Source organism: Streptomyces coerulescens, from assembly GCF_042657965.1.
GTDB classification, from domain to species: Bacteria; Actinomycetota; Actinomycetes; order Streptomycetales; family Streptomycetaceae; genus Streptomyces; species Streptomyces coerulescens.
Window position 1 is genome coordinate 74690 of sequence record NZ_JBHSKM010000011.1, and the last position, 25843, is coordinate 100532.

A 25843-nucleotide genomic window follows, 5' to 3' on the forward strand; every position below is an offset into this window, starting at 1 on the left:
GTCAGTGGCGGCAGTCACGATCGGACTGTCAGTGGCGGGTGTCACTCTTGGCCGCATGACGAACGGTGAACACGCCATCACAGCGGCGGACCTGGACTGGGACTCGGCCGCCGCCACCTTCGACGACGAGCCCGACCACGGCCTGCGCGACCCCGAGGTGCGCCAGGCATGGGCCTCCCGGCTGCGGTCCTGGCTGCCCGAGCGCGCCTCCGACGTACTCGACCTGGGCTGCGGCACCGGCAGCCTGTCGCTCCTCGCGGCCGAGCAGGGGCACCGGGTCACCGGAGTGGACCGGTCCCCGGCAATGGTCGATCTCGCCCGCGCCAAGCTCGCCGGGCGTGACGCGGTGTTCCTCGTCGGTGACGCGGCGATGCCCCCGGTGGGGGAGGAGCGGTTCGACGTGGTGCTCGTACGGCATGTCCTGTGGGCGTTGCCCGACCCGGGCCGGGTGCTGCGGCACTGGCGTGGGCTGCTGCGCCCGGGAGGCCGGTTCGTGCTGGTCGAGGGCGTGTGGGACACCGTCGCCGGGGCCGTCCCGGCGGGCATACCGGTGGACCGGCTCACCGGCCTCCTCGCCCCGCTCGCCGGGCAGGTGCGGGTGGAGCACCTGTCCGACGACGAGGCCCTGTGGGGCAGGCCGGTGGCCGACGAACGGTACGCCGTGGTGGCGACGGCCTGAACGAGCGGCAAGACCGGCGCCGTCCCGAGGGACCCTGGGCCGGCAGCAGGGGCCCTAGGCCAGCAGCGACTCCAGGCCGCCCTCGACCGTGGCGAGCGCTTCCAGCTCGTCGAGGGCCGCCACGGCCGCGGCGGCCGCCTCCGGGTCCGACCGCGCCAGGCCGCTCTCGGCGAACTCGTCCTCGTCCAGACGCAGCACGTCCTTGCCGTCGGCGGAGCGCCACAGGTCCAGGTCCAGGTCCTCGACGACCAGCTCGGTGCCCGACAGCGTGGCCGGGCGGGTGATGTCGCAGTACCAGCCCTTGAGGGCGCCCGCGGCGTCGCGGACCTCCTTCACGGCGTACCAGCGGTCGCGCCAGTAGTACTCCGTGAAGACATCGCCCGGCTCGAACCGCACGAAGCCGAAGTCGCGGACGCCGGCCCCGGCCCAGGGGGCGCGCACGGCGATCCGGGTGCCGTCGTCGGCGACCAGCTCGGCCGGGTAACGGATCTTCGTACGGCCGCCCTTGACGAGGACCACGTCCAGGGAGCGCGGCCGCTCAGCCGAGTTCGCGGGCATGGCGGACCTCCGTCGCACAGATCTGGTAGCCGAACCAGAAGTTGATCGCCAGCATGGGTTCATTGTCGGTGTCGTTGCCGGTGAACGCCTCCCGGTAGCCGGCCGCGCGGGCGCGGTGCAGGGAGGCGTTCTTGGCGAGCTTGGCCAGGCCCCGGCCGCGGTAGGCGCGGGCGGTGCCGGTCATGGCCGTCGAGATGGGGGTCCCCCCGCTCGAGCGAAGTCGAGAGTGGGGGAGGGTGGCGCGGTCCGTGAAAGCGCAGCTGAAGGCGGCGGGACAGCCGTCGACGACGGCGACCGACGTCAGGTCCAGGTCGAGGAGCGGATGCTTCCAGGTCTCCGCCAGCCATGCCTCGTAGTCGGTGAACTCGGCGCCCACGTCGCTCGGTTCGTCCGACGTCGTCTCCGCGTCGAGCCGGAACAGCGGGCGCGGGTCGTCCGCGAAGTCGGCGGCCGTGCGCAGCTCGACGCCGGGCGGGGGGTCCTGGAGCGGCGGCAGTGTGCCGCCCGCCAGGTCCAGGCGCAGGAAGTGGGCGGAGCGGCTCGCGCGGTAGCCGTGCCGCTCGGCGAACGCACGGTTGCCCGGCTCGTCCAGGACCCACGTGAACAGCTTGGTCGCCCCCACCGAGCCCAGGTGCTCCTCGGCCGCGCGGACCAGCAGCTCGCCGGCGCCGCGGCGGGTGCGGTCCGGGCGTACGTAGACGTTGAGATAGCCCTGGCCGGGCTCCGGGCTGTCGTACGCCATGCCGACCTGGGCCGTGCCGATCGTCTCGCCGTCCTCCTCCGCGACGAGGGAGCGGTAATGGGCGTCGGGATGGGTGTGGGCCTGGCGGTGTCTGACGGCCTCCGGGGTCCACAGGATGTACGGGAGGGCGAGGTGGCGGCTGTGGGCGAAACGCTCGACGTCGGCGGGCACTTCGGGGCGGAGGTCGCGCACGGTCACGGTCATGGAGGCGCACGCTACGGGCGGATGCGCGCGGATGCCTCTCATTTTCCGGCGGGTACGGGACAATCGGCCCTGTGACCTTGAAGATCCACATCGACGACAGTGCCGCACCGTACGAGCAGGTGCGGGCGCAGATCTCGGAGCAGGCGCGGTCGGGGGCGCTGCCGGTGGGCTACCGGCTGCCGACCGTGCGGGGCCTCGCGGAGACGCTGGGGCTGGCGGCCAACACGGTCGCCAAGGCGTACCGGGCGCTGGAGAGCGACGGGGTGATCGAGACGCGGGGCCGCAACGGCACGTTCGTGGCCGCCGCCGGCTCGGCCGCGGAACGGGAGCTCGCCTCGGCTGCCCAGAGTTACGTCGATCGTGCCCGTCGGCTGGGGCTGACGGAGGCGGACGCGCTCGGCGCCGTACGGGACGCCCTGCGGGCGGCTTACGGGGAGTAGGCAGGTTGTCAGGCCGGTGAGAGAAGGTGCTTCGGGGTGCGTGTCGGCTCCAGGCCCGCCGCCGTCGCCGCCCGGGCGAACGTCATCGCGTCCTGCACCGCCGCGCCCGTCGGGTCGTTGTTGAAGTACGCGTACACGTCCTCCGCGTGCGGCCACATGTCCGTGATGCGCTCCGCCCACGTCGTCAGAGCCTGTCGGCCATAGTGCGGCCACACATGTGCGCGGCCCACATGGAAACGGACGTAGCCCCAGTCGGTGGTGCGCCACAGGGGCGTCACCGGGCGGGATTCGACGTCGGCCCAGCACAGGGCCGCACCCCGGGACTCGAGCACCTCGCGCACCTGACGCGTCCACCAGCTGTCGTGCCGTGGCTCCACCGCGACCCGCGTCGAGGACGGGAAGCACGCCAGACACGCGTCCAGCAGTCCCGCGTCCGCCCGGAGCGTGGGGGGCAGTTGCAGCAGCACCGGGCCCAGACGGGCGCCCAGCCCCTGCGCGTGGGACATCAGCCGGGTCACCGGCTCCTCGGGATCCCGTAGCCGTTTGATGTGCGTCAGATAGCGGCTCGCCTTCACCGCGACCACGAAATCCTCCGGCACCCGGTCCCGCCACGCCTCGAAGTTCTCCCGCGTCGGCAGCCGGTAGAAGGCGTTGTTGATCTCGACCGTGGCGAAGTGCGCGGCGTACTCCTCCAGCCAGAGACGCACCGGCACGTCGGCCGGGTACAGCACATCCCGCCAGTCCTTGTACTGCCACCCCGACGTACCCACGAACAGGGTCATACGTCCATCAAAGCACTACAGATACAACCCCGCGTCCGCCCCGTCCCGAGGATCCGGCAGTGACGTCGGGGACGTCCCCCGCTTCAGCGCGTACAGCTCCGCCAGCGTGGCGCCCTCCCGGCCGATGCCCTCGTCCGTGCCCAGCCAGCCCACCGCCTCGCGACGCGTCAGCGGACCCACCTCGATGCGGGCCAGACAGCGGCCGGGGCGTACGACGGCCGGGTGCAGACGCTCCAGGTCCTCGTTGGTCGTCACGCCGACCAGGACGTTGCGGCCCTGGCCCAGCAGCCCGTCCGTCAGGTTGAGCAGCCGCGACAGGGCCTGGCCCGCCGTGTGCTTCGCCTCGCCCCGGATCAGCTCGTCGCAGTCCTCCAGCAGCAGCAGCCGCCAGCGGCCCTTGCCCGTCGAGTCGTCCTCGCCGATCGCGATGTCCATCAGATAGCCGACATCGGAGAAGAGCCGCTCCGGGTCCAGGACGCAGTCCACCTGGCACCAGTCCCGCCACGAGCGGGCCAGCGTCCGCAGCGCCGACGTCTTGCCGGTGCCCGGCGGGCCGTGCAGCAGGAGCAGCCGGCCCGCGATGTCCTCCGGGGTCGTCTTCATCAGCCGGTCCATCGCGTCCGCCACCGGCGCCGTGTAGTTGGCCCGCACCTCGTCCCAAGTGCCCGCCGAGATCTGCCGGGTCGTGCGGTGCGGGCCGCGCCTGGGGGAGACGTACCAGAAGCCCATGGTCACGTTCTCCGGCTGCGGTTCGGGCTCGTCGGCCGCGCCGTCCGTCGCCTCGCCCAGCACCCGCTCGGCCAGTTCCTCGCTGGTCGCCGTCACGGTGACGTCGGCGCCGCGGTTCCAGCGGGAGATCAGCAGGGTCCAGCCGTCGCCCTCCGCCAGCGTCGCGCTGCGGTCGTCGTCGCGGGCGGTGCGCAGCACACGGGCGCCCGGCGGCAGAAGCGTCGCCCCGGACCGTACGCGGTCGATGTTCGCCGCGTGCGAGTACGGCTGCTCGCCCGTCGCGAAGCGGCCGAGGAACAGCGCGTCGACGACGTCGGACGGCGAGTCGCTGTCGTCGACGTTGAGCCGGATCGGCAGAGCGTCGTGTGGGTTCGCAGACATGCGGCCATGATCCGGCACGCGGCGGCCCCGTGCACCCGGTTTCCGTGCCAGATCCCGCCAACGGTGCACGTCCGGTGCGTGCGCCCCCATCCCCGGCCCCCCGGTCGCGCTCGCCCGAGGCCCCGCACTCTGTTACAGGACCGTGTGGAGCCGAAACCTGCCCGAGCGGCCGGGACCCCCGTTACCGTTGTCCTTGATGGGACGTCATGGGTGGAATTCGGGGGCACGGCGGTGGCGGCTCACCGCGCTGCTCGGCGTGGGCGCGGCCGCTCTGGCCCTGGTCGTGACCCTCCTCAACACACTGCCGGGGAACGGCGTGAACACCGACGGCACCACCCGCGACGGCGACAAGCCGCACGGCAACCCGTCGGCCACGCCGGACGCGAGCAACCCGCAGGTCGGCTGGGGTTTCACCCACACCCAGCACAGCGCCGACGAGGGCGCGTCCGCCGCCGTCAAGCGCGTCGAGGGACGGCTCGCGGACGCCGGAGGGCTGCCGCAGATCCAGCACCTCATGGGCTGGGGCGCCGACAACCCCGAGCCGGTCCGAGGACGTTACGACTTCGAGGCGATGGACCGCCGCATCGACTTCGTCCGCGCCTCCGGCAGCACCCCGGTCGTCACCCTGTGCTGCGCCCCCGACTGGATGAAGGGCGGCGAGGCCGGCGTCGACAACACCGACTGGAGCCAGGCCACGCTGGAGACCGCGCCCGACCCCGAGCACTTCGACGACTACGCCGCGCTCGCCGTGACCGTCGCCAAGCGCTACCCGGACGTACGCCACTTCATCGTCTGGAACGAGTTCAAGGGCTTCTGGAACGACGCCGAGGCCCGCTGGGACTACGAGGGCTACACCCAGCTGTACAACCTCGTCTACCGGGCGCTGAAGAAGGTCAACCCGGACATCATGGTGGGCGGGCCGTACCTCGTGATGGACAGCGTCGACCCGCGCGCCGAGGAGGCTTCGAAGGCCCTCACCGGCCCCTGGGGCGCCCTGGACCAGCGCACCGTCGACGCCTTCGGGTACTGGAACGAACACAAGGCGGGCGCAGACTTCGTCGTCGTGGACGGCTCCAGCTACACCCGGGACGACGAGCTCCTGCCCGACGAGTTCACGGCCACCGACAAGTTCACGGCCGTGAGCCGGTGGGTGCGCGGGCAGACCGGCGATCTGCCGCTGTGGTGGGCCGAGTACTACGTCGAGCCCGCCGACGGCAACGACGACCGCAAGGGCTGGTCCGAGGCCCGCCGCGGCGCCGTCCAGGCAGCCGGGATGATCGCGCTGGCCGAGGGCGGCACCACCTCCGCCTTCTACTGGAACCCGGAGAAGGAGAAGGGCGCCGAGTGCGCCGGCTGTCTGTGGACGCCGACCGACACCGCGGACGGCGGCGCGAGGCTGCCCATGTACGACCTGGTGTCCAGGTTCAGCGAGGAGTTCGGGCCCGGGACGGAGTACCGGCAGGTGTCCGTGGACAAGCCCGACGTGCGGGTCCTGGCCACCGACAAGGTGGTCCTGGCCGTGAACACCCTCGACCGGCAGACCACCGTGAAGATCGACGGCAAGGAGGCCGAGTTCCAGGCGTACGAGGTCAAGTGGCTGGAGCGTTGAGCCACTTGACCGGCACGGCTCTCACTTGATCGTCAGGAACCGCTGCACCAACGAGGCCAGCAGCACCGCCAGCAGCGGCAGCGAGAACCAGAAACTGCTCTGCAGCCAGCGCAGCTGCCGCACGCTCGGCGCCATCGCCACCCGGACGATCTCGCGGGCCATCAGCAGCACGATCAGCGCCACCGCCGCGAGCCCGCCGACCACCGACCACGGCGTCCATGTCACCTGCGGCCCGATGGGCCCGGGATCGGCCTTCGGCACCGCACCCGCCGGCTGCTTGCGCAGCGCGTACATCGTCACGTCGGCATTGGCGAAGACCCGCTTCAGCTCCTGACGCTTGTCCAGGTTCTGCAGCAGCCGGGTCTCCCAGCTCGCCGAATAGCCCACGTCCAGCCGGAGGTAGGTGACCTGACCGCGGTTGATCATCAGATACGAGTTCGGGCCCGCGTCCTTCAGCGCCTTCACCAGGCCCGACACCAGCACCGGGTCGACGGGTGCCTGCGTCGGCAGGTAGGAGACCTTCTCCATGTCCCGCGAACCCCACGGCATCGCGGGTGTCACGTCGTTCACCGGGTCGCTGCTCAGCCACAGCAGTCTGAGGCTCGGATCGTCATGGGCGTACACGTACTCCATGGCGGCGACCTCGCCGGGCTTGACCCGCTCGAACGGCTCATTGCCCCAGCGGGCCACCAGGAAGCCGCCCATCAGCACCAGGCCCGCCATCAGCGCGGCCAGCGGGGCGAGGCTCACCCGGTCCTTGTCGCGCTCCTTGGCGGTGACGCCGGTGCGCGGGAAGAACGCGAGACCCGTCAGCAGGGCCGCGCCGGGCAGGGCGAACATGAACACCCGCAGCGCCATCTCGCCGCCGTACGACTGCATCCCGAAGCCCAGGAACGGCACGAAGGTCAGCACCAGCAGCGAACGCTCCCGGTAGTGGTGGAAGCGGCGGCGCCACCAGCCCCAGCAGGCGAACGCCATCACACCGCCGGCCAGCAGCACACGCACGTACAGCACCAGCTTGTGGGTCGAACTGCCGCCTTCGATACGACCGGACACCGACGACGACACGTTCGAGCCCACGCCGCCGACCCCGCCGAAGAGTTCGTCGAAGTGGCCCGACCAGTACGGCTCGGCCATGAAGCCGATCCACACCGTCACCATCACGCCGAACAGGATGGGCAGACCGCGCAGTTCGGACCTGCCGATCAGGACCAGCGCCGTCAGCACGCCCAGCATCACGAACGGCGTGAGCTGGTGGGCCGGGACGCTCGCCGCGAACAGTCCCGTGACCACCATCAGCAGCACGGCCCGCTGCCGCCGGTCCGTCGGCTCGACCTCCAGTTCGCCGGGCCGCCGCTTCGTCCAGATCACCCGTGGCGCGCGGAACCAGACCAGCAGGATCGCCGCGAAGACGAGGTACAGCAGGTAGGTGAAGCCCTGCGGGGAGAAGTAGTCCTGGCCGACCCAGCCGCTGAGCACGAACACCCAGATGCCGGTCCACTTGGCCCGCCAGCTCGCCCGCATATGGCGCACCAGCAGGAACATCGGGACCAGGTACAGCAGCTGTATCGCCAGCGGCCACCAGCGGATCAGCTCGGTCGGGTCGCTGACCCCGCACGCCTTCGCGGCGAACGCGGCCACCGCGAAGAAGCCCGGCCAGCTCCAGCGCGCGTCCAGGTCGGGCACGGCCGAGCCGGTGCGGTCGATGTAGTCGAGGAAGCCCAGGTGCTGCCAGGCCGTCGCGAACCGCGGCTCGGTCTCGATCAGGGCGGGCAGGGCGTGCAGCGACACGACCGTCGCGAGCAGCGTGAGCAGCAGCAGCGCCCGGTGCTCACGGCCCAGCCACAGCAGCGACGCGAACGTCACCGCCAGCAGCGCGGCCCCGAGCAGCGTCGGCGGCGGCAGCACCGAGATCAGCCCGAGCCCGCCCATGCCGTCCAGGTCGCTCTCGCCGAGGCGCAGCGCGGGCACCCAGTACAGCAGCAGCGCGGCGATCAGCAGACAGCCGAGGATCACCCCGAGCCGGGTCGGCAGCAGCCGCCCGCGCCCGCTCGGCGCGCCCGCGTCGGGCAGCGGTACGGGCTCTTCGTGCATGGGCGGCTCTTCCCGTACGGCAGCCTCCTGCCGAACGGCGGCCTCCTCCCGTACGACAGCCTCCTCGCGTTCCTCCGGTGCGGCCGCCTCGCCCTTGCCCGCGTCGAACTCGTCCTCGAACGGGGCGTCCACCTCGGCGGGCTGCGTTGACGCCCGGCGCTCCTCCACCGGCAGACCGAACTCCGGTGTACGGGCCCAGGTCGGTCGGTGCTCCGGCCGGATCCGCGGCGTGCCCGTGGGCGGCGTCCCCGGTCCCGGGCGGACGTCGGGCCGGCGTTCCAGATGGTCGAAGTCGACATGGATGCCGAGCGCGAGCGTGTCGCTGTCCAGCGCCCAGCCGGGCCCCCGCTTGCGCGCCCCCTCGGGCACCTCGCGCGCCCCCAGGTCGGCGAGGTCGCCGTCGGGAGCGGCGTCCTCGGGCACCTCGGCCGAGGTCGCCCGCGCGGTCCGGTACAGCTTGGGCGCGGCGATCGCGACGATCACCGACAGCGAGGCGATCTCGGCGACGCCCGCGCCGGTCAGACCCATCCGGGGGAGCAGCACCAGCGTCAGACCGAGCACCAGGGCACACAACAGGCCCTGCAGCCACGCCAGTCCCGCGGTGCGGCTCTGGGCGCGCAGGACCGCGAAGTACGTCTCCATGACGACCCGAAGCAGTCCGCCGACCGCGAACCAGCGCAGCAGCGGGGTCGCCGCGTCCGCGTAGCCCGGGCCGAACACGCCCAGGATCCAGGGCGCCCCGAAGAACAGGATCGCGGCGACCGGAAGCATGATCCGCGCCATGCGCTTCAGCGCCGCACGGGTGTTGGCGGCCAGCCGGCCGGGATCGTGCGCGCCCTCGACCGTGAGGGAGGCCCCCATGTTGATGGCGAGCAGATTGACGGTGCCGCCGATGGTGGCCGTGATGTAGAAGTACGCGTTGTCCTCGGAGGAGACCTGCGCCGCCACGATCACGGGGATGAGATAGACCACGGCCAGCGAGAACAGCGAGCCGGTGTAGTCGCCCGCCAGGAACCGCCCGATCTCCCTCAGCGACGGCGGACGGGCGTGCTCCTCGGTCGCCGCCACATGGCGCGGCACCAGCCGCCGGAACACCAGCCAGCCCAGCGGCAGCACCGACACCGCGATGGCCGCGACCCATGAGACGAAGACACCGGCGGTGGGGATCGCCACCGCGAAGGCCACCAGCAGCCCCAGCTTCACCGCCGAGAACACGGTGTTGCCGACCGGCACCCACACCGCGCTGCGCAGCCCGGTCAGCACCCCGTCCTGGAGCGTGAGCAGATTCCAGGCGACGACGGCCACGACGAAGAACAGCCCGTTCAGCGGCCCGTCCAGGAACCGGTACGACGGCCCCCACAGGTCCAGCGTCAGCAGGAAGACTCCGGCGGCCAGCGCCACGATCACACAACTGCCCGCGTACGTCTGGAAGATGAGCCGGCCGCTCCTGCGTCCCCCGACGGGGATGAAGCGGGCCAGCGCACCCGTCAGGGTCACCGCGGTGAGCCCCGCGAGGAACTTCATCGCGGCGATCGCGGCCGACCCCTGGCCGACCGCGGACTCGGAGTAGTAGCGGGCGGCGGCCAGCCAGAAGCCGAGCCCCAGCACGGCGGAGACGCCGGTGTTGAGCATCAGGGCGTAGGCGTTGCGGAACAGCTGGCTGCCCCCGGAGGACCCGCCCAGGCCGGGCAGGCGAAGGCGGCGCCCCGACTGCTCGGGCGCCTTCGCGTCGGTCGATGCGGGCTCGGTCGTGGTCGTCGTGTCAGACACGGGAACGGATGGCCTTCCGGCGGACCTGTCGGGCTCTGCGGACCACGGCGTACCCCTTGGTGAGGGCGCGGTCCCTGGCGAAGGTGCGGGCGATGGCACGGCCCTCGACCATCCGCCCGAACTCCTCGATGCCGGTGGTGCGGCGCACGGTGAGCCGGGTGAGCGCGTACGGCCCCTGCCGGCGCCGCGCCAGTCCGTTGTTGACGGCGAGCGCCTGGCCGTACCCGGTCTCGCGCACCGCCTCGCGCACCCGGCGGCTGGAGTAGCCGTACGGATAGGCGAACGAGGCCGGAACGGTGCCGAGTTGATCGCTGATGATCTCCTTGCACAGGATCAGCTCGGAGCGCAGCCTGCCGTCCGGGAGCTGGTCGAGCTGTGGATGCGTGTGGCTGTGGCCGCCGATCTCGACGTCCGCCCCGGCGAGCTCGCGGACCTGGTCCCAGTCGAGCATGGTGTCCAGGCCGCCGCCCGTGTCGTGCGGGCCCTTCAGCCAGCCCGTGGACACGAACACCGTGGCCGCGAAGCCGTGCTCGGCGAGCACGGGCAGGGCGTGCCGGTGTACCCCCTCGTAGCCGTCGTCGAAGGTGATCAGCACCGGCCGCTCGGGCAGCGGTTTGCCGGACCGCCAGCGCTCCGCCAGATCGGCCGTGCGGACGGGGGTGAGGCCGAGGTCGCCGATCAGCGCCATCTGCTCCGCGAACGCCTCCGGTGCCACCGACAGCTCGCGGGTGGCGTCGTTCGGCGCGGTGGAGACGGCGTGGTACATGAGAATGGGCACGCGCCCGTCGGTCATCTGCTTCCCCCCTTGAAGCGCGGTTCCCCCTCGATGCCCACCACCGAGTACGTAACGCCCCCTCGGCGCACCCGGACACTCCCCACGACGTACCCACCGGCCGCCGTCAGCACGCCCGCCACGATCGCGCCCGCCCGGCCCGCACCGCCCCGCCGGGCCAGTGCGGCATCCCGCAGCCCGCGCGCCACCCCGGCCGGCAGCACCCGGGTGGTGTACCGGCGCTCGGACTCGAGTCCCTTGTCGGCGCCGACACTTCGGGCCACCAGCGCCTTGGAGAGGCCCTCGGCGTAGGTACGCGTGCGGAAGTACCGGAAGTGCTCGCGCGGTTCGGGCACCCGGTGGTGGATCACCGCCCGGTCGTCGATCAGCAGCACCGCGTCGGGCCTGGCCCGGGTGAGCCGGATGCACAGCTCCGTCTCCTCGCCGCCCAGCGGCAGCCGGTCGCCGTCGCGTCCGATGCCGGTGGCGAAACCGCCCGCGAAGTCGAACGCCGTACGCCGGAAGGAGGCGTTGCCGCCGAGGACGTTGCGCACCTCGACCCGGCCCTGCGGCAGGCCGCGGTAGGTACAGCCGACGACCCAGTCGAACTCCTCCGGGAACCAGTCGGGGCGCCTCCCCGACGCCCAGATCGGCTCGGTGCGCCCGCCGACGGCCATCACGCGCGGGTCGGCGTAGCCGGCGGCGAAGTGCCTGAGCCAGTCCCGCTCGGCCACGGCGTCGTCGTCGAGGAACGCGATGACCTCGCCGTAGGAGGCGGCGATGCCGGTGTTGCGGCCGGCGGACAGGCCGCGGGGGCCCGCGTTGGCGAGCACCCGCACATCGGTCGCTTCCTTGTACTCCTTGCTCAGCCGGTCCAGGAGTGCCGCGTTGTGGTCCACGACCAGCAGCGTCTCCAGCGCCGGGTACGCCTGCGCCCGCACCGAGGAGACCGCCGCGAGGATGTCCTCCCAGCGGTCCTCGGTGTACACGCAGATCACGACGGAGATGTCGGGACCGCTCAAGACGCCTCTCCCCGAACCGAGCGGACCGAGTCGAGCATCTGGGAGTGGTTCCTGCGGCTGCGCAGGGCGCGCCGGTTGGAGCGCTCCTTGAGGATCACCTTGAGCACCCTCAGCCCGTCCCGCACGGCCCGCAGATTGCTCGTACCGTGGATGCGGAGGTACTCGTGGCTGGGTATCTCCTGCACCTTCAGACCCGCCTTGACGACCCGGATGTTCATCAGGGTCTCCACCTCGAACCCGGTGCAGTCGAGCTCGATCTTGTCCAGGCAGTGCCGCCAGAACGCGTTGTATCCGTAGCAGAGATCGGTGTAGCGGGCGCCGAACTTGCGGTTGACGGCCGTGCACAGGGCCCAGTTGCCGAGCTTGCGGATCGGCGTCATGTCGTCGGTGCCGCCGCCGTTGGCGAAGCGGGACCCCTTGGCGAAGTCCGCGCCCGAGACCAGGGCGGACACATACGACACGATCTCCTGGCCGTCCGCCGAGCCGTCGGCGTCCACCATCACGATGATGTCGCCTGTGGCCGCCTCGAACCCGGTGATCAGGGCATCCCCCTTGCCCTTGCCGCGCTGGCGCACGACCTTCACCTCGGGCCACAGCTCACGGGCCACTTCGACGGTGTCGTCGGTGGAGTTGCCGTCCACCAGGACCACTTCGTGGATCCAGTCCGGAAGGGTCTTGAAGACGTACGGCAGATTCTCCGCCTCGTTCATGGCCGGGATCACCACGCTCACCGGCGGCGCGATGGCCAGGTGCGAGGAGATGGGCCGGTACTTGCCGACCGGTGACGGATCTTGGCCCGCGACCGCCGGGCGCAGAACAGAACTCATGAGTCAGGTCCCTCTCGTCCGGTGGACCGCCCGCCCCTGGGCGGCCCGGCTATGTGTCCGGTTCGAAAGGGGGGTTCTTCTCACTCACGGCACGGAGGAACGGATCTCCGTACGCGTGTGGTGAGCTGGCAATTCTGGCCGGCCACCCGAAGAGCGGCAGCCGGTCGCGCGGCACGACCCGGTCGCAAGTGGGAACACCGAAGTGTGAACACCTTTCACCGAGCACCCCCCTACCACGCCCCGCGTCGGGACCGTCGCGGTCCTTGAGCCCTCCCCTAGAGCCGCTTACGACCGTCCGATGCGAGTGAGATGTACGACGGTATTGACGATTGCGCCTGTATGGCAAGAGCTGGAACGAGCCCTCACGTTTTTGTTGGTTTGACCGGAGTTAGCCACGTCCCTGGCCACGTCCCGAGCGGATCTTCCCCATGCGTTTGAGGAGCCGGTCCGCCGGTTCGAAGAGCTCCGGCCGTGTCTGCACGGTGTTGCGCAGCGCCCGGACCGGGGCACGGCGTGCCCGGTGTCCGAACGCGACCGGGTGACGCCTGGTCACCCACCCCTCCGACACCGTCAACTCACGTGTCTTCAGGGAGTCCTTGTACTCCTTCTGGCCCCGGCCGAGATCGAGATAGGCGATCCCGTCGGCGGCGGCGGCCTCGGCCATCCGCAGGTGCAGGACCAGGCCCGGCGAGTATTTCGAGAACGCCGGGTCGTACGCCGGGAACCAGCAGGCCAGCACCCGCTCGGTACGCAGCCCGAAGTGCGCGGCGATCGGCTTGCCGCCCGCGTACAGCACCGACAGGATCCCGGCGAACGGCTCCGAGCGGGTGTGGAACAGCTGCTCCACGAGCAGCGTGATCCACGCGTGCGCGAAGCGGTCGCTGCGCCCGGTCCTGCGGTACTGCGCCGACTTCCAGGCCATCAGCGTGCGCAGCGCCGCCGGGTCGCGTTCGTCGTGCACATACCGCATGCCGTCGTGGTCCCGGCCGAGCTTGCGCTCCTTGGCGAGCGTCGTCCTGGTGAACTTCGGTGCCCGCTCCCGGAGTTGGGTCAGATACGTCTCGTACCCCTGGTCGACGTCCATGACCGGGGACGGGTACGTGCCGGAGGCCTCCGCCTCGAACGCCGCCTGGCCCTGGACCAGGTGGTCGAACTCCCACACCGCGAGCCCGCACGCCTTCAGCAGCTCCCGGGCCTCCCAGGTGAACCCGGGCCGGTGCACCACGCCCTGGGCGTCCGAGACGCCGAGGCCGATGGCCCGGCCCACGCCGGACGCCGTTCGCTGGAACGGGAAGAACGCGGCCGGCTCGCCGCCCTCCCGTACCACCGCGATCCGCACTCCGCGCCGGCAGCGGCCGACGGCGAGCGCGAACTCGGGGGACAGGAAGGGGTTGCCCAGCTCGGGCGAGCCTTGGAGATGGGCCTTGGACTGCATCGATGTCCACGCCGCCCGGTCGGCGGAGCTGAGCTCCCCGGGGCGGTACACGCTGATGTCCACGTCAGTCAGTCCGCCTTCGCGTCGTACGGCCGCGCAGCCGCCGCACCAGGACGAGCACGAGAATGAGCGCGCTGATCGCGGTCACCGCCACGATTCCGCCGCGTACCGACCACCGGTGCACGGCGAGCATGCCCTGGGTCACCAGCATGTTGACGACGACCGCGCCCGCAACCGAGGCCACGGTCCGGCCGAACGGTTCCAGCCCGCGCAGCGCGGCGGCGATGGCCGCGGCCGGTGCCGCGAGCAGGAAGAACAGCGTGAAGGGTCCGCGCAGCGGCGAGCCCGAGTCGACCAGCGCGAGGACCGCGCCGATCACCCCCACGGCCGTCGCGGCGCCCGCGAGCAGCGGCGTCAGGTCCCTCCCCGGACCTGGTCGCGCACGCTCGGCCTCCTGAGCCGAGTCTGTCTTGATACGTGCCTTGATACGTAAGGTCTGCATTGGCGACTTTGCCCCCCGAAGCGCCGGATGCCGGGCTTCAATGTGGCTCAGCGCCGTATCGGCCGTCAAGATGCGGACGGCCTCTTGACATGTGTTCGTGTCCCGGTCCCGAACGGACGGTCCCCGCAGCCGTGGGGCCTGCGGGGACCGGTGGTTCAGGCGGTGCGAAGGCGCGTCACGGCACGAGCTTCAGCAGCCGGTTCGGGGAGCCGCTGCCGGGGCTGGTGACCACACCGGCGGTGGCACCCCCGGTGAGTGCGGAGGCCACTGCGGCCGGAGTGGCCGAGGTGTGGCCCGCCAGGTAGACCGCGGCCGCGCCCGCGACGTGCGGCGTCGCCATCGACGTACCGGAGATGGTGTTCGTCGCGGTGTCGCTGGTGTTCCAGCCCGCCGTGATCGACGAGCCCGGCGCGAAGATGTCCAGGACCGAGCCGTAGTTGGAGTAGCTGGCGCGGGCGTCGGAGCTGGTGGTGGCGCTGACGGTGATGGCCTCGGTGACCCGGGCCGGGGAGTACGAGGAGGCGTTGGCGTTGCTGTTGCCCGCCGCGACCGCGTAGGTCACGCCGCCGGCGATGGAGTTGCGCACCGCCGTGTCCAGCGTGCTGGAGGCGCCGCCGCCGAGCGAGAGGTTGGCGACGGAGGGGCCGGAGTGGTTGTCGGTCACCCAGTCGATGCCGGCGATCACGCCCGCCGTGGTGCCGGAGCCGTTGTTGTCGAGCACCCGGACCGCGACGATCTTCGCCTTCTTGGCAACGCCGTACGTCGAGCCCGCGATGGTGGTGGCCACATGGGTGCCGTGGCCGTTGCCGTCGGAGGCGGTGGTGTCGCCGTCGACGGCGTCGTAGCCGTAGGAGGCGCGGCCGCTGATCTGCTGGTGGGTGATGCGCACACCTGTGTCGATCACATACGCGGTGACACCGCTGCCCGCGGTGTCCGGGTAGGTGTAGGTGCCGGAGAGCGGAAGCGCGGCCTGGTCGATGCGGTCCAGGCCCCAGGGGGCGTTGGTCTGCGTGGTGTCGGCCAGGTGGACGCGCTGGTTCTGCTCGACGGAGGCCACCGCCGGGTCGGCTGCGAGTCTTGTGGCCTCGTCCGCGGAGAGGGTGGCGGTGTAGCCGTTCAGCGCCTTGGTGAACGTCTTCCTCACCGTGCCGCCGTACTCCTCGACCAGGTCCTTGCCGGCGGCCGAGGACGCCTTGAGGCCGGCGCTCTTGTCCAGCGTGACGATGTAGCTGTCCTTGACGGCCGTGGGGGAGCCGGCGGCCAGGACCTTGCCCTCGGCCGGGGCGGCCTGGGCGGGGAGGGCGGTGAGTCCACCGACCAGCGCGGCGGTCGCCAGGCCGGCTATCGCGGTGAACCGGACGTTCTTGCTACGCAGTTGTGCCATTGCGAGGGAGTCCTCCTCCAGGCGGTGCGCATGTGGTGGGCGCACATGTGGGGGGCGCGTGCGGGGCGCACGCACAGCCCGGAACGTCGCGTTCCCGTTCCTGGGCCGAGGTAAAGGATCTGCCGCCCGGAGGTGAGGGACAAGAGAGTTGACGACCTGTCAACAATGCTGTCATGAACACGAAATTTTTCTTGGCATGGGCACTTCCCGTCAACACGCGTAGTTGGTACGACGGTTATGGCAGAGATCCTGCTATAGGGAGGTTCCATGAGACGTTCCCGACTTTCCGTATACGTCGCCTCACTCCTCCTCGCCGTCGGCACCGCCCTCACCGGGGCGGCCACCGCGCAGGCCGCCGACACCGCCGCAATCGGCGGGTATGTGGCGCTCGGCGACTCCTACTCCTCGGGCCTCGGCGCGGGCAGCTACATCGGCTCCAGCGGCGACTGCAAGCGCAGTACGAAGGCGTACCCCTACCTGTGGGCCGCCGCGAACTCACCCTCGTCCTTCGACTTCACGGCCTGCTCGGGCGCTCAAACGGGTGATGTGACCGCCAGTCAACTCGGTCCCCTCACCTCCGCCACCGCACTGGTGTCCATCTCGATCGGCGGCAACGACGCCGGATTCGCGGACATCATGACGACCTGTGTGCTGCAGGGTGACAGCGCCTGCGTCTCACGCATCAACACCGCCAAGGCGTTCGTCGACTCGACGCTGCCCGGCCGGCTCGACACCGTCTACTCGGCCATCCGGGCCAAGGCGCCGTCCGCCCAGGTGGTCGTACTCGGCTACCCCCGCTTCTACAAGCTGGGCGCGTCCGGGTGCCTCGGCCTGTCCGAGACCAAGCGCAGGGCGCTCAACGACGCCGCCGACTACATCGACGCCGCCACCGAGAAGCGCGCCCTGGACCACGGGTTCACCTTCGGCGACGTACGAACCACCTTCACCGGCCACGAGCTCTGCTCCGGCAGCTCGTGGATGCACTCCGTGAACTGGCTCAACATCCCCGAGTCCTACCACCCGACGGCCGCGGGCCAGTCGGGTGGATATCTCCCGGTCCTGAACAGCGCGACCTGAGTATCCCGCCGAGCGCCGGCTCTCCTACGACTCCGGCGACTCGGTAGGAGACTGCGAGACCCCGCCCGTCGGGGTCTCCGTCTCACAAGTCACCGAGAACGGCACCGAGTTCGACGTCGTCTTCACCGGGTCGCGGACCTCGACGCTGATCTGGTTCTCGAAGGTCCCGCTGTCGTCGTACGTCGTCACGAACGCCCGGTCCTGCTTCGTGCGCCCACCGCCCTCCGGGAACGACAGGGTCTTCCAGCCCTGGTCCATCACCTTGCCGTCCTCGGACACCCAGCGATAGGTGACCTCGGCCGGCAGCCGCCCCACCGTGAACGAGGCCGTGAAGGCGGGCGCCTCACCGCTCGGCGGCGGACACGCCCCGGAGTACTCCAGGTTCGAGCCCGTCAGCGCCACCGTCACGGACTGCGGCGCCGGAGCGCTGGTACGGCTCTCGCTCGGACTCGGCTCCGGACTGTCCTCCCCACCGGTGCCGCCCTCGTCCTCGGTCTCCTTCTGCGTGGTCCCGCCGCCCACCTGGCTGGTGGTGCCGTCGTTCCCCGCGTCCCCGCCGCCGCCCCCACGGTTGAGCAGGGCGTACGTCAGCCCCGCCACGGCCAGCGCGAGGACGGCGATGCCCGCGATCAGGGTGAGGGCGGCACGGCGGTTGCGGTCGGGCCGGACCGGGGCCGTCGCCGGGCCGGGAGTCACGGGCCGGGTCGGCTCCGGCGCCGGGACCGGGGCCGTCGGGGCGGTCTGCGACGGAGCCGGGAACGCCGCGACGGTCGGGGTGTACGGGGACGCCTGCACGGTGTCCGCGCGCGGGGTCCCGCCCGCCCCGACGATCCGCAGATCCTGCTCCGCCCGCTCGGCCGACAGTCGCTCGGCCGGGTCCTTGCGCAGCAGTCCCTCGATGACGGGAGCCAGCGGACCGGCCCGGTGCGGCGGGGGCAGCTCGTCGTCGACGATCGCGCGCAAGGTGCTCAGCGGGGTGTTCTGCCGGAACGGGGAGTTGCCCTCCACCGCCGCGTACAGCAGCACCCCGAGGGACCACAGGTCGGACTCCGGGCCCGGCGTGCGGCCCAGCGCCCGCTCCGGGGCGAGGAACTCGGGGGAGCCGATGACCTCACCGGTCATCGTCAGCGCGGAGCTTCCCTCGACCATCGCGATACCGAAGTCGGTCAGCACGACCCGGCCGTCGTTCGACATCAGCACGTTGGCCGGCTTCACATCCCGGTGCAGCACCCCGGCGTCATGCGCGGCCCGCAGCGCGGACAGCACCTCGGCGCCGATGTGTGCGGAACGCTGCGGACTCAACGGTCCCTCGGCGTCTAGCAGTTCGGCCAGCGAGATACCGCGGACCAGCTCCATCACGATCCAGGGCCGGCCGTCCTGCGTGGCCACGTCGTAGACCGTGACGACATTGCGGTTGGCGACCCGCGCCGCCGCCCACGCCTCACGCTCCAGGCGGGCGTACATCCGCTCGACCTCCGACGTCGCCAGCCCGGCCGGCGCCCGTACCTCCTTGACCGCCACCTCGCGGTGCAGCACCTCGTCGCGGGCCCGCCACACGGTGCCCATGCCGCCCTCGCCGAGCGGGGACAGGAGGCGGTAGCGGCCCGCGATCACCCGTTCACTGCCGTGTTCTTCGGACACGGGCGTCCCCCATTCGCATCCGTGCGAAATCTCCACTCCGTGCGATTTCTTCCCAAAAGTAGCTCAGCCGAGTACGGATGCCGCCCCCTTGAACACCAATCCGGCCCCGAGCAGCACGACCAGGAGCGCGGACGCCAGCGGGGCGGTCCGGCGCAGGAAGGCCGTGACCGGGTGCACGGTCCAGCGGGGGCGCCTGTCCAGGACCCGGGTGACACCGGTACCCAGCTTGACCACGGCGAACCCGGCCGCGGTCAGCGTCAGGGCGAGTCCGACGCCGTACGCCACGACGAGCAGCAGCCCGAACCACGCCTTGCCGAGCGCCGCCGCGCCGACCAGCACGACCACCGCGGAGGGACTGGGGACCAGGCCACCGGCGAAGCCGAGGAGGATCGTGCCGCGGAGAGTGGGGGCGGTGGAGTGGGTGTGGGTGAAACCGCCGTGGGTGTGGGTGAGCAGGCCGTGTTTGCGGGTGGGGGAATGGGGGTGCGGGTGTGCGTGATCGCGTTCGTGGCTGTGGTGCTCTGCTGGGGCGTGTGAGTGGAGGTGGGCCTGTGGGGACGGGGCGGTTCCTTCGGCCGGGGTGTGGGCGTGCGCGGCGACCAGGACCGGTTCGCGTGCGCGGTCGGCGGCGTGGTCGCTCGTCTCGTGGGAGTGCTCGTGGGAGTGCTCGTGGGGATGGTCGTGGGCGTGGTCGTCATGGTCGTGTGAGTGACCGTGGCCGTGCGGGTGGTCGTGGTCGTGACCGTGCCCGTAGCCGTGTTTGCGGATGTGCCAGGCGCGGCGTACGAGGGTGGCGCCCGCCGCGAGCACCAGGGCGCCGCTCGCCATGCCCAGCCAGGTGATCACCGAGGGCGCTGCGGCCGAGCCGGCCGTGATCAGCAGGCCCAGGGCGACCACGCCCAGGGTGTGGGTGACGGTCACCGAGGCCGCCAGCGGCATGACGTCCTTCAGGCGTGCCCGGCCGCCGCGTGCCGTCGCCACCGCGGCCATGATGGTCTTGCCGTGACCGGGCGCGAGCGCGTGCATCGCGCCCAGGAAGACCGCGATGACCAGGGCGAGCGCGGCGAAGCCGAAGGTCAGTTCGCGCTGGGAGACCAGGTCGTCCAGGGCACGCGTCCAGCGGTCGGCGCCGCGCGGCAGGACCGAGGCGGCGGGGGCGTCCTGCTCCGACTCGGTGAGGGCGGGGCCGCCGGGGCGCACACGCAGCGACGCGGTCGCGGTGTCGGCCGGCGAGGAGAGCAACTCCTCCGGGTACGTGGTCAGTTCGGCGGACACCGACTGCTTCGGCACGTCCGACGCGGTGAGCGTCATACGGTCGCCGCGTGCCGTGATCTCCCGCCAGCCCGGGCCGGACTCCGCGCCCGCGCCGCGGAAGCCGACGGCGACGGTCGCGTCCTGCGAGATCGGCGCCGAGAGCCGGCACTCCACCCGGAGCGTGTCCAGGCCGGCCTGGCCGGGGCGCACGCGCGCGTGGCTGCTCTTCAGCGTGAGATCGACCGTACGGCCGTCCACGGTGACCTCACTGCCCCGCGCGGCGCTCTCGCAGCGCTGCCGGGCCCACGTCGCCATGCCCGCCTTCTCGATGTCGGGCTTCGCCTGCGTCGCCGGGATCTCGGCGAGGTCCTCGACGTGGTGGACGCGCAGTGCGCCGGGGGCGACGACCAGGCCGTCGTAGCGGTTGACGGTGAAGTTGCCGAGGGGGTGCGCGCTCGCGGGAGGGGAGGCGAACAGCGCGAGCGCGCAGGCCGCCGTGAGGACGGCGGCGCCGGAGGCGAACAGACGACGGGGAGTCACTTGGCCGCCTCCAGGTCCTTGAGTGCCGTGCGGGCTTCACGGGCGCCCAGCGCGGAGAAGCCGGGGTTCAGCTTCAGCGCGGCCTTCAGGTGCGCGCGGGCGTCCTCGGCGTCGCCCGTGGCGTGTTCGATGACGCCCCGGTGGTACAGGAACGTGGCGTTGCGGTAGCCGGTGGCCGTGGCCCTGCGGGCGTACGGGAGGGCTTCTTCGTCCTTGCCGTTGACGTGCAGCGCCCAGGCGAGGGCGTCCGCGGTGTGCACGGTCCGCCGGCGGTCCCACTCGGCCCGTGCGGCGCGCAGGGCGGACCCCTTGTCGCCGTGGTCGGCGGCCGCGAGAGCCGTGTCGAGGTCGGCGTTGACGCCGTTGGCGCGGGCGAGGGCCGTCCAGGCGTCGACGAGGGCGTACTGGTCGTCGGCCTTCACCTGGTCGCCGGCCGACTCGTACAGCTCGCCGAGTTCCACGAGCGGGCCCGGGAGCGGGTAGCGGGAGACGACGTCCTTCAGGCCGTTGAGCGCGGCTGCCCTGTCGCCGCTCGCGGCCTGTGCGCGGGCGCGGCCCTCCAGGGCGGGGAGGTAGTTCTCGTCGGCGGCCAGGGCGCGGGCGTAGTGGGTGAGCGCGGTGTCGTAGTTGCCCTGGTTCCAGGCGAGTTGGCCGAGCTGGGTGGCGACGTAGGCGAGGTCGCCGGGGGAGACGGCGGAGGAGAGCGCCTGCTGCAGTACGCGCTCGGCCGTCCGTACGTCGCCGCGCAGCTCGCGTACGTACGCGTAGCGCGTGAAGACCGGGATGCCCGGGCGGCGGTCGTCGGCCGTGTCGGCGGCCTTGGCGGCGTCGGCGTAGCGGCCGAGTTCGACGAGGGCGTCGACGCGGGTGCACAGGGCTCGTTCGCTGTACGGGTTCACCTTCAGGGCCCGGTCGGCGTACTTCAGGGCGTCCTCGAAGTCGTGCCGGGCGGCGGCGAGGGCGGCCTGGCCGGCCAGGGCCTGGTCGTTGTCCCGGGACAGGGCGAGTGAGCGTTGGAACGCCTGTTCTGCCTGGGGGTAGCGGGAGGGGTCGCCCTTGGTGCGGGCCTGCTCGACGTAGGCGAGGCCGAGGGCGGACCAGCTGCCGTAGTCCTTCGGCTGGTCGCGGAGGTGGGCCTGGAGGGAGGCGATGCCGGTGTCCAGGTCGCCGGTGGTGAGCAGGCCGGGGGAGACGGCGGCGGAGGCCGGGGCGACGCGCTCGCCCGTGTTGTCCCGTGCTGCCCCGAGGGCGATGGAGCCGGCGGTGAGGGCCACGGCGAGCAGTGCGGCGCAGCCGGTGAGGTGCAGCGCACGGTGTCGGCGTGCGGCCGCGGCGAAACGCCGCAGTGCGGCGACACGGGTCTCGCCCCCGCCGCCCTCACCCTTCCCGTCCTCGGGGGCTGCCGCCCCCGAACCCCCGCTTCGGCCCTGAACGGACCTCGTCCTCAAACGCCGGACGGGCTGAAAAGCCTCGTTCTCGGGGGCGTCGTCGTTCTTGCGCGGGGCCATGCCCTCTCCTCGATTCCTTCTCGCGTGCTGCGGCGCGGCCCGCGCCGTGGGGGATGAGTACTTCGCGGGCCGCGCCAGTAAAGGGGCGTACGGGCAACGCCCTAAGGGGCGCGGGGCTGTATCGATTTGCGGCTCCGCCGCGTGGGCGCGACCAGCCACAACGGACCGGCACACGACCGACCACCGCACCCCGCGGAGCGCCCTAGTACGCCCGGTCCCGCATCCGGCGCCACCACATCAGCGCCCCGCCGATCAGCAGGATCCCCAGCGCACCCGCACCTGCCGAGCCGGCGATCAGGGCCATGTTGTCCGTACCGCCGGAGGCACCCGCCGGCTCGAGCGCGTCGCCGAGCTGGCTGCGGACGTCCGTGCCGCCGTCGGTGCCCTTGGCGAGCGGACCGCGTGAGCCCTCGGTCGGCAGGGCGACGTACGGGAAGGCCTTCTCGAAGTCCTTGTCGTTCTTGTCGACCGCGTCGCCCAGGTCGTTCTTCGCGCCCAGCAGCTCACCCTCGACGACCTGGAGCGAGGCGTCGATCACGTCGTCGGTGAGGCGGCGGCCGTTCGGGAAGCCCTGGTTGTCGCCGTCCAGGACACCGAGGCGCTTGGGTTCCGCCGTCGGCTTGATCGAGGTGTTGAGGCGCAGTTCCTCGGCCGGGCGCACGTGCGGCGGCTGGTTGAGTCCCTTGACGCCCTTGAGGAAGACGTCGACCAGGTCGTTGCGCGGCTCGTCGGGCGCCGGGATCTTGTAGATCGCCTCGATGAGCTTCGGCAGCTCGGGGTTGGTGACGTTCTTCAGGAACTGGGCGTCGTCCCAGGGCGCGGACGCGTTGAACTTGTCCTTGTCCTTGATCGGGTTGACGACCTCGTTGACCAGCGGGCTGCCGAGGCGCGAAACCTGCTCGTAGTAGCCCTTGGCGTTCTGCCGCTGGGTCGTCGACCAGATGCCGACGATCGGCTGGTCCGCCGACTCGGTGATCATGTGGGTCGGGACCTGGAGGGCTATGGAGTTGACGTTGTAGCCCTTGAGCGTGTCGTTGCCGACCTCGGAGAGGTTCCCGCCGTACAGCAGGTCGAAGACGCGCAGGTCCAGGAAGAACGGGTCGTCCGCCTGGCCGGCGAACGTCGTGGTGCCGCCGTGCAGCTCGTGCACGGCCTGCTTGCGCAGCTTGGCGTAGTCCGGCATCGATGCCTTGCCGACGTTCGAAGGCGCCACCGGAACATCGTTGGCGATCTTCGTCTTCGACAGGAGCTTCTGGTTCTTGAGCTTGATCAGCTCGATGTCGTAGGTCTGCGTGACGTTGAGGTCCTTGTCGTCGAGGCTCTCGACCGGACCCGTGTTGTACAGGAACGTCTTCTTGTTCTTGACGTGCGTGTCGAAGGTGAACCGGTACAGCAGCTCGCCCTGCGCGTCGCCGTTGTTGTCGATGTGGAGGTCGTACTGCGCGTCCTCGGCGAAGGGGAAGAAGTTCGGCCCCCCGGCCGGTTCCTCGAACGGGATCCAGTTCGCGACGATCGTCGTCGTGTCCGGCTTGTCCGGGCTGACGAACGCGTACACGTCCGTGTTGTCGTACTGCGGGGTCCCCGAGATGAGCGGGGCCTCCCGGTGGCTGGAGGCGGAGGCCGCCCCCGGTTCCAGCGCGGCGACGCCGGCGGCTGCGAGCCCCCCGGCGGCCAGCGCACCACAAACGAGGGTCGCGAGGCCCTTGCGTCCCGCACCGCTCCTGGAATTAGGTGTCATGCCGTCCGTCCTCAGTGCCAACTTGCCTGACGCACCGGGATTCGGAGCCGGGGGCCGGCCGGATTGGTCGATCTCGAAAACAAATTTTTCGGCTGCTCGACCCGTTTTTTCGGTCCGTTGATCCGTAACCCCATCCGGAGGTGTGTTCGTTGCGAATACCTCGTGGGACAAGGCGGCCGAGATGCGGTCTGGCTGGAGGGGGAGACGAGTTGGAGGCGGACGAGCTGCTGGTGCTCGTGGCGGGCGGTGACCAGAAGGCCTTCGAGGAGCTGTACGGCCTGGTCTCCGGACCGGTGTTCGGGCTCGTGCGGCGTGTGGTGCGCGACCCCGCCCAGTCGGAGGAGGTGGCGCAGGAGGTGCTGCTCGAACTGTGGCGGTCCGCGGCGAAGTTCGACCCGGGCCGGGGCAGCGCCCTTTCCTGGATCCTCACCCTCGCCCACCGCCGCGCCGTCGACCGGGTGCGCAGCGCCCGCGCGGCCGGCGAGCGCGAGCAGCGCGAGGCCCTGCGTGCGAACCACCCCGCCTTCGACCACGTGGCCGAGGAGGTGGAGGCCGGCCTCGAACGCGAGTGGGTGCGCCGCTGCCTGGATCGCCTCACCGCCCTCCAGCGCCAGTCGGTCACTCTCGCCTATTACGACGGCTACACCTACCGTGAAGTGGCCGAGCGGCTGTCACTGCCGCTGGGCACGGTCAAGACCCGGATGCGCGACGGACTCACCCAGCTGCGCAAGTGCCTGGGAGGTGTCGCGTGAGCTTCGTCGACCGCCTGCTGCGCCGCGAGGACCTGCACTCCCTCGCCGCGCCCTACGCCCTCGACGCGCTGGAGCCCGGCGAGCGGCACCGCTTCGAGAAGCACCTCAGGAACTGCGACAGCTGCGCCGTCGAGGTGCGCGCCCTGACCGAGGATGCCGTGCGTCTGGCCTGGTCGACGGCCGCCGCGCCGCCCGCCGCGATGCGCGACCGGGTCCTGGCCGCCGTACGTGCCACTCCGCAGGAGTCCGCCGGGCGGGAGTCGGCACACGCGCGTGCGACGCAGTTGCCGCCGCATGTGTGGGGCAACCAGCCGCCGCCGCGCTCCCGTGCGCCGAGGCGGCCCTTGTTCGTGCCGTTCGCCACGGCCACGGCCGCCGCGGCCCTCGTCGTCGCCTCCCTGTTCGCCGTCCAGGCGAACCGGACACAGGATCAGCTGGACGCCCAGCAGGCGCAGGCGAGTGAGATCGCTAACGTTCTGGGGGCGCCCGACGCCCGCGCGACCGCCGGCGAGGACGCCGAGGGCCGGACGATCGGAGTGGTGGCTTCCGCATCGGAGGGGCGCGCCGTCGTCACTCTGAGCGGATACGGCAAGTTGCCGAGCGGCCGGGTGCACCAGCTCTGGCTGATGCGCCCCGATGTGCAACCGCGCTCCCTGGGGCTTTTCGACGGCGACACGCCCTTGGTCGCGTCCGGTCTCGACAAGTCGGCGACGTCACTGGCTGTGACCGTCGAGCCCGACGGGGGATCACCCCAGCCCACCAGCCAGCCAGTTGTCCAACTCGCCCTGAAATCGGTTGGATTCGGAGAGTAACCGGGCGCGAGTCGTCAACACCCTTACGGGGAAGGTGAATCCTGTGACCGCGATACACGAGTGCCCCACCGGGGCGATAGGGTTAGCCTGCCCGGGCCGGATGGACTCGTACGGGTGGGGAGTGACATGGATCAGATAACAGTGCGCAGCAGGGCCAGGGTCCCTGCGATCACCTGCGGGAGCAGCGCGACCAGTTCGCGCCTCGACCGCCATCTCTCGGTGCTGGCGGGCCCCGCCGTGCCGCAGCGGGAGGCGGCCGAGGCGACTTCACTGATGCGTGAGCTCACCACGCGTGACAAGGCGCACGAGCGCAGCGACCGAGGTGCGCGGGTCAGTCGTGTCTCGCTCTTCGCCCCGCTGCGCCGGCTCCGGCGTTCGCTGTTCGGCGGGCGCTGAGCCGCACCGGCGTTCCTCGCGCGACTTACGAGGCCCGCGCTCGGTGGCAGGCTCCGTCCCGGCACCGCGCTGTCGCCGCCGTCATCCCCACGGCACGCAGCGGTGTCCCGGAGTGCTACCCGGGCGCGGGCACGTCCCCCAAGTCCACCCGCCTCGTTCACCGGCCCGCGTCCCGTGCGTAACGCCTAGCCGCGC

At 71.4% G+C, this 25843-nt stretch carries 22 protein-coding genes; 7 read left to right on the top strand and 15 right to left on the bottom strand.

Going from position 1 to position 25843, the window contains the following annotated elements; all coding sequences use genetic code 11:
* The first annotated feature begins 55 nt into the window (after window positions 1–55).
* Window positions 56–679 (top strand): class I SAM-dependent methyltransferase, encoded by a 624-nt coding sequence (locus ACFPQ9_RS18470; RefSeq protein ID WP_380854090.1) that lies wholly within the window; start codon window positions 56–58, stop codon window positions 677–679.
* 54 nt (window positions 680–733) lie between these two features.
* Here ACFPQ9_RS18470 and ACFPQ9_RS18475 read toward each other — a convergent pair whose 3' ends face one another.
* Both ACFPQ9_RS18475 and ACFPQ9_RS18480 read right to left on the bottom strand, forming a co-directional pair.
* Complete coding sequence (locus tag ACFPQ9_RS18475; RefSeq protein ID WP_380854092.1) at window positions 734–1237, bottom strand: ribonuclease FAU-1 family protein; 504 nt, start codon at window positions 1235–1237, stop codon at window positions 734–736.
* A complete protein-coding gene (locus ACFPQ9_RS18480; protein WP_380854094.1) occupies window positions 1218–2183 on the bottom strand; it encodes a GNAT family N-acetyltransferase in 966 nt (321 codons plus the stop codon). Before ACFPQ9_RS18480 ends, ACFPQ9_RS18475 begins: the two co-directional genes overlap by 20 nt.
* Window positions 2184–2254: 71 nt before the next feature.
* Between ACFPQ9_RS18480 and ACFPQ9_RS18485 the strand changes: the two genes are divergently transcribed.
* Window positions 2255–2623 carry a GntR family transcriptional regulator gene (locus tag ACFPQ9_RS18485; protein WP_380854096.1) on the top strand — a complete coding sequence of 123 codons (369 nt, stop codon included), beginning with the start codon at window positions 2255–2257 and terminating at the stop codon, window positions 2621–2623.
* Window positions 2624–2631: 8 nt separating this feature from the next.
* On the opposite strand, the gene ACFPQ9_RS18490 is transcribed toward ACFPQ9_RS18485, so the two are convergent.
* Together ACFPQ9_RS18490 and ACFPQ9_RS18495 are read right to left on the bottom strand one after the other, a co-directional pair.
* Window positions 2632–3405: a DUF72 domain-containing protein gene (locus ACFPQ9_RS18490; protein ID WP_380854098.1), complete on the bottom strand. Its 774-nt coding sequence runs from the start codon at window positions 3403–3405 to the stop codon at window positions 2632–2634.
* 15 nt (window positions 3406–3420) lie between these two features.
* Window positions 3421–4515 (bottom strand): DUF5925 domain-containing protein, encoded by a 1095-nt coding sequence (locus ACFPQ9_RS18495; RefSeq protein WP_380854100.1) that lies wholly within the window; start codon window positions 4513–4515, stop codon window positions 3421–3423.
* Window positions 4516–4711: 196 nt separating this feature from the next.
* Between ACFPQ9_RS18495 and ACFPQ9_RS18500 the strand changes: the two genes are divergently transcribed.
* Complete coding sequence (locus ACFPQ9_RS18500) at window positions 4712–6124, top strand: GH39 family glycosyl hydrolase (protein ID WP_380854102.1); 1413 nt, start codon at window positions 4712–4714, stop codon at window positions 6122–6124.
* A gap of 21 nt (window positions 6125–6145) precedes the next feature.
* Here the strand turns inward: ACFPQ9_RS18500 and ACFPQ9_RS18505 are convergent, their stop codons facing one another.
* The 7 genes from ACFPQ9_RS18505 to ACFPQ9_RS18535 all read right to left on the bottom strand — a co-directional run bounded on the left by ACFPQ9_RS18505 (window position 6146) and on the right by ACFPQ9_RS18535 (window position 15930).
* A complete protein-coding gene (locus ACFPQ9_RS18505) occupies window positions 6146–9988 on the bottom strand; it encodes a lipopolysaccharide biosynthesis protein (protein ID WP_380854104.1) in 3843 nt (1280 codons plus the stop codon).
* Window positions 9981–10781, bottom strand: a complete 801-nt coding sequence (locus ACFPQ9_RS18510; RefSeq protein WP_380854106.1) for a polysaccharide deacetylase family protein — start codon at window positions 10779–10781, stop codon at window positions 9981–9983. The genes ACFPQ9_RS18505 and ACFPQ9_RS18510 overlap by 8 nt, the downstream gene beginning before the upstream one ends.
* On the bottom strand, window positions 10778–11782 hold the full coding sequence (locus ACFPQ9_RS18515; protein ID WP_380854108.1) for a glycosyltransferase family 2 protein: 1005 nt from the start codon (window positions 11780–11782) through the stop codon (window positions 10778–10780). Before ACFPQ9_RS18515 ends, ACFPQ9_RS18510 begins: the two co-directional genes overlap by 4 nt.
* On the bottom strand, window positions 11779–12609 hold the full coding sequence (locus ACFPQ9_RS18520; protein WP_380854110.1) for a glycosyltransferase family 2 protein: 831 nt from the start codon (window positions 12607–12609) through the stop codon (window positions 11779–11781). The genes ACFPQ9_RS18515 and ACFPQ9_RS18520 overlap by 4 nt, the downstream gene beginning before the upstream one ends.
* A 388-nt stretch (window positions 12610–12997) precedes the next feature.
* Window positions 12998–14107 (bottom strand): GNAT family N-acetyltransferase, encoded by a 1110-nt coding sequence (locus ACFPQ9_RS18525; protein WP_380854112.1) that lies wholly within the window; start codon window positions 14105–14107, stop codon window positions 12998–13000.
* Window position 14108: 1 nt separating this feature from the next.
* Window positions 14109–14546 carry a hypothetical protein gene (locus tag ACFPQ9_RS18530; RefSeq protein ID WP_380854114.1) on the bottom strand — a complete coding sequence of 146 codons (438 nt, stop codon included), beginning with the start codon at window positions 14544–14546 and terminating at the stop codon, window positions 14109–14111.
* Window positions 14547–14721: 175 nt separating this feature from the next.
* Complete coding sequence (locus ACFPQ9_RS18535) at window positions 14722–15930, bottom strand: S8 family peptidase (protein WP_380854116.1); 1209 nt, start codon at window positions 15928–15930, stop codon at window positions 14722–14724.
* A 267-nt stretch (window positions 15931–16197) separates the two neighbouring features.
* Between ACFPQ9_RS18535 and ACFPQ9_RS18540 the strand changes: the two genes are divergently transcribed.
* Complete coding sequence (locus ACFPQ9_RS18540) at window positions 16198–17007, top strand: SGNH/GDSL hydrolase family protein (protein WP_380854118.1); 810 nt, start codon at window positions 16198–16200, stop codon at window positions 17005–17007.
* 24 nt (window positions 17008–17031) lie between these two features.
* On the opposite strand, the gene ACFPQ9_RS18545 is transcribed toward ACFPQ9_RS18540, so the two are convergent.
* The 4 genes from ACFPQ9_RS18545 to ACFPQ9_RS18560 form a co-directional block, all read right to left on the bottom strand.
* Window positions 17032–18648, bottom strand: coding sequence for a serine/threonine-protein kinase (locus ACFPQ9_RS18545; protein ID WP_380854119.1), 1617 nt, complete (start codon window positions 18646–18648; stop codon window positions 17032–17034).
* A 63-nt stretch (window positions 18649–18711) separates the two neighbouring features.
* A complete protein-coding gene (locus ACFPQ9_RS18550) occupies window positions 18712–20442 on the bottom strand; it encodes a sulfite exporter TauE/SafE family protein (protein ID WP_380854121.1) in 1731 nt (576 codons plus the stop codon).
* Entirely contained in the window at window positions 20439–21950 is a 1512-nt protein-coding gene (locus ACFPQ9_RS18555; protein WP_380854123.1) for a tetratricopeptide repeat protein, read from the bottom strand. The genes ACFPQ9_RS18550 and ACFPQ9_RS18555 overlap by 4 nt, the downstream gene beginning before the upstream one ends.
* A 202-nt stretch (window positions 21951–22152) precedes the next feature.
* On the bottom strand, window positions 22153–23688 hold the full coding sequence (locus ACFPQ9_RS18560; protein ID WP_380854125.1) for a DUF4331 domain-containing protein: 1536 nt from the start codon (window positions 23686–23688) through the stop codon (window positions 22153–22155).
* A gap of 209 nt (window positions 23689–23897) precedes the next feature.
* Between ACFPQ9_RS18560 and ACFPQ9_RS18565 the strand changes: the two genes are divergently transcribed.
* From ACFPQ9_RS18565 to ACFPQ9_RS18575, 3 genes are all read left to right on the top strand, one after another.
* Complete coding sequence (locus ACFPQ9_RS18565; RefSeq protein ID WP_380854127.1) at window positions 23898–24440, top strand: sigma-70 family RNA polymerase sigma factor; 543 nt, start codon at window positions 23898–23900, stop codon at window positions 24438–24440.
* The gene (locus ACFPQ9_RS18570) at window positions 24437–25252 is read left to right on the top strand and encodes an anti-sigma factor (RefSeq protein WP_380854129.1); all 816 of its coding nucleotides are present in this window, start codon (window positions 24437–24439) and stop codon (window positions 25250–25252) included. The genes ACFPQ9_RS18565 and ACFPQ9_RS18570 overlap by 4 nt, the downstream gene beginning before the upstream one ends.
* A 126-nt stretch (window positions 25253–25378) precedes the next feature.
* Window positions 25379–25648 (top strand): hypothetical protein, encoded by a 270-nt coding sequence (locus ACFPQ9_RS18575; protein ID WP_380854131.1) that lies wholly within the window; start codon window positions 25379–25381, stop codon window positions 25646–25648.
* Window positions 25649–25843: the final 195 nt, after the last annotated feature.

Bases quoted from the DNA above. Each gene is read 5' to 3' on its own strand.
- ACFPQ9_RS18475 (WP_380854092.1), bottom strand. From the start codon at position 1,237: ATGCCCGCGAACTCGGCTGAGCGGCCGCGCTCCCTGGACGTGGTCCTC.
- ACFPQ9_RS18480 (WP_380854094.1), bottom strand. From the start codon at position 2,183: ATGACCGTGACCGTGCGCGACCTCCGCCCCGAAGTGCCCGCCGACGTC.
- ACFPQ9_RS18520 (WP_380854110.1), bottom strand. From the start codon at position 12,609: ATGAGTTCTGTTCTGCGCCCGGCGGTCGCGGGCCAAGATCCGTCACCG.
- ACFPQ9_RS18535 (WP_380854116.1), bottom strand. From the start codon at position 15,930: ATGGCACAACTGCGTAGCAAGAACGTCCGGTTCACCGCGATAGCCGGC.
- ACFPQ9_RS18540 (WP_380854118.1), top strand. From the start codon at position 16,198: ATGAGACGTTCCCGACTTTCCGTATACGTCGCCTCACTCCTCCTCGCC.
- ACFPQ9_RS18490 (WP_380854098.1), bottom strand. From the start codon at position 3,405: ATGACCCTGTTCGTGGGTACGTCGGGGTGGCAGTACAAGGACTGGCGG.
- ACFPQ9_RS18560 (WP_380854125.1), bottom strand. From the start codon at position 23,688: ATGACACCTAATTCCAGGAGCGGTGCGGGACGCAAGGGCCTCGCGACC.
- ACFPQ9_RS18530 (WP_380854114.1), bottom strand. From the start codon at position 14,546: ATGCAGACCTTACGTATCAAGGCACGTATCAAGACAGACTCGGCTCAG.
- ACFPQ9_RS18575 (WP_380854131.1), top strand. From the start codon at position 25,379: ATGGATCAGATAACAGTGCGCAGCAGGGCCAGGGTCCCTGCGATCACC.
- ACFPQ9_RS18470 (WP_380854090.1), top strand. From the start codon at position 56: ATGACGAACGGTGAACACGCCATCACAGCGGCGGACCTGGACTGGGAC.
- ACFPQ9_RS18510 (WP_380854106.1), bottom strand. From the start codon at position 10,781: ATGACCGACGGGCGCGTGCCCATTCTCATGTACCACGCCGTCTCCACC.
- ACFPQ9_RS18555 (WP_380854123.1), bottom strand. From the start codon at position 21,950: ATGGCCCCGCGCAAGAACGACGACGCCCCCGAGAACGAGGCTTTTCAG.
- ACFPQ9_RS18495 (WP_380854100.1), bottom strand. From the start codon at position 4,515: ATGTCTGCGAACCCACACGACGCTCTGCCGATCCGGCTCAACGTCGAC.
- ACFPQ9_RS18500 (WP_380854102.1), top strand. From the start codon at position 4,712: ATGGGACGTCATGGGTGGAATTCGGGGGCACGGCGGTGGCGGCTCACC.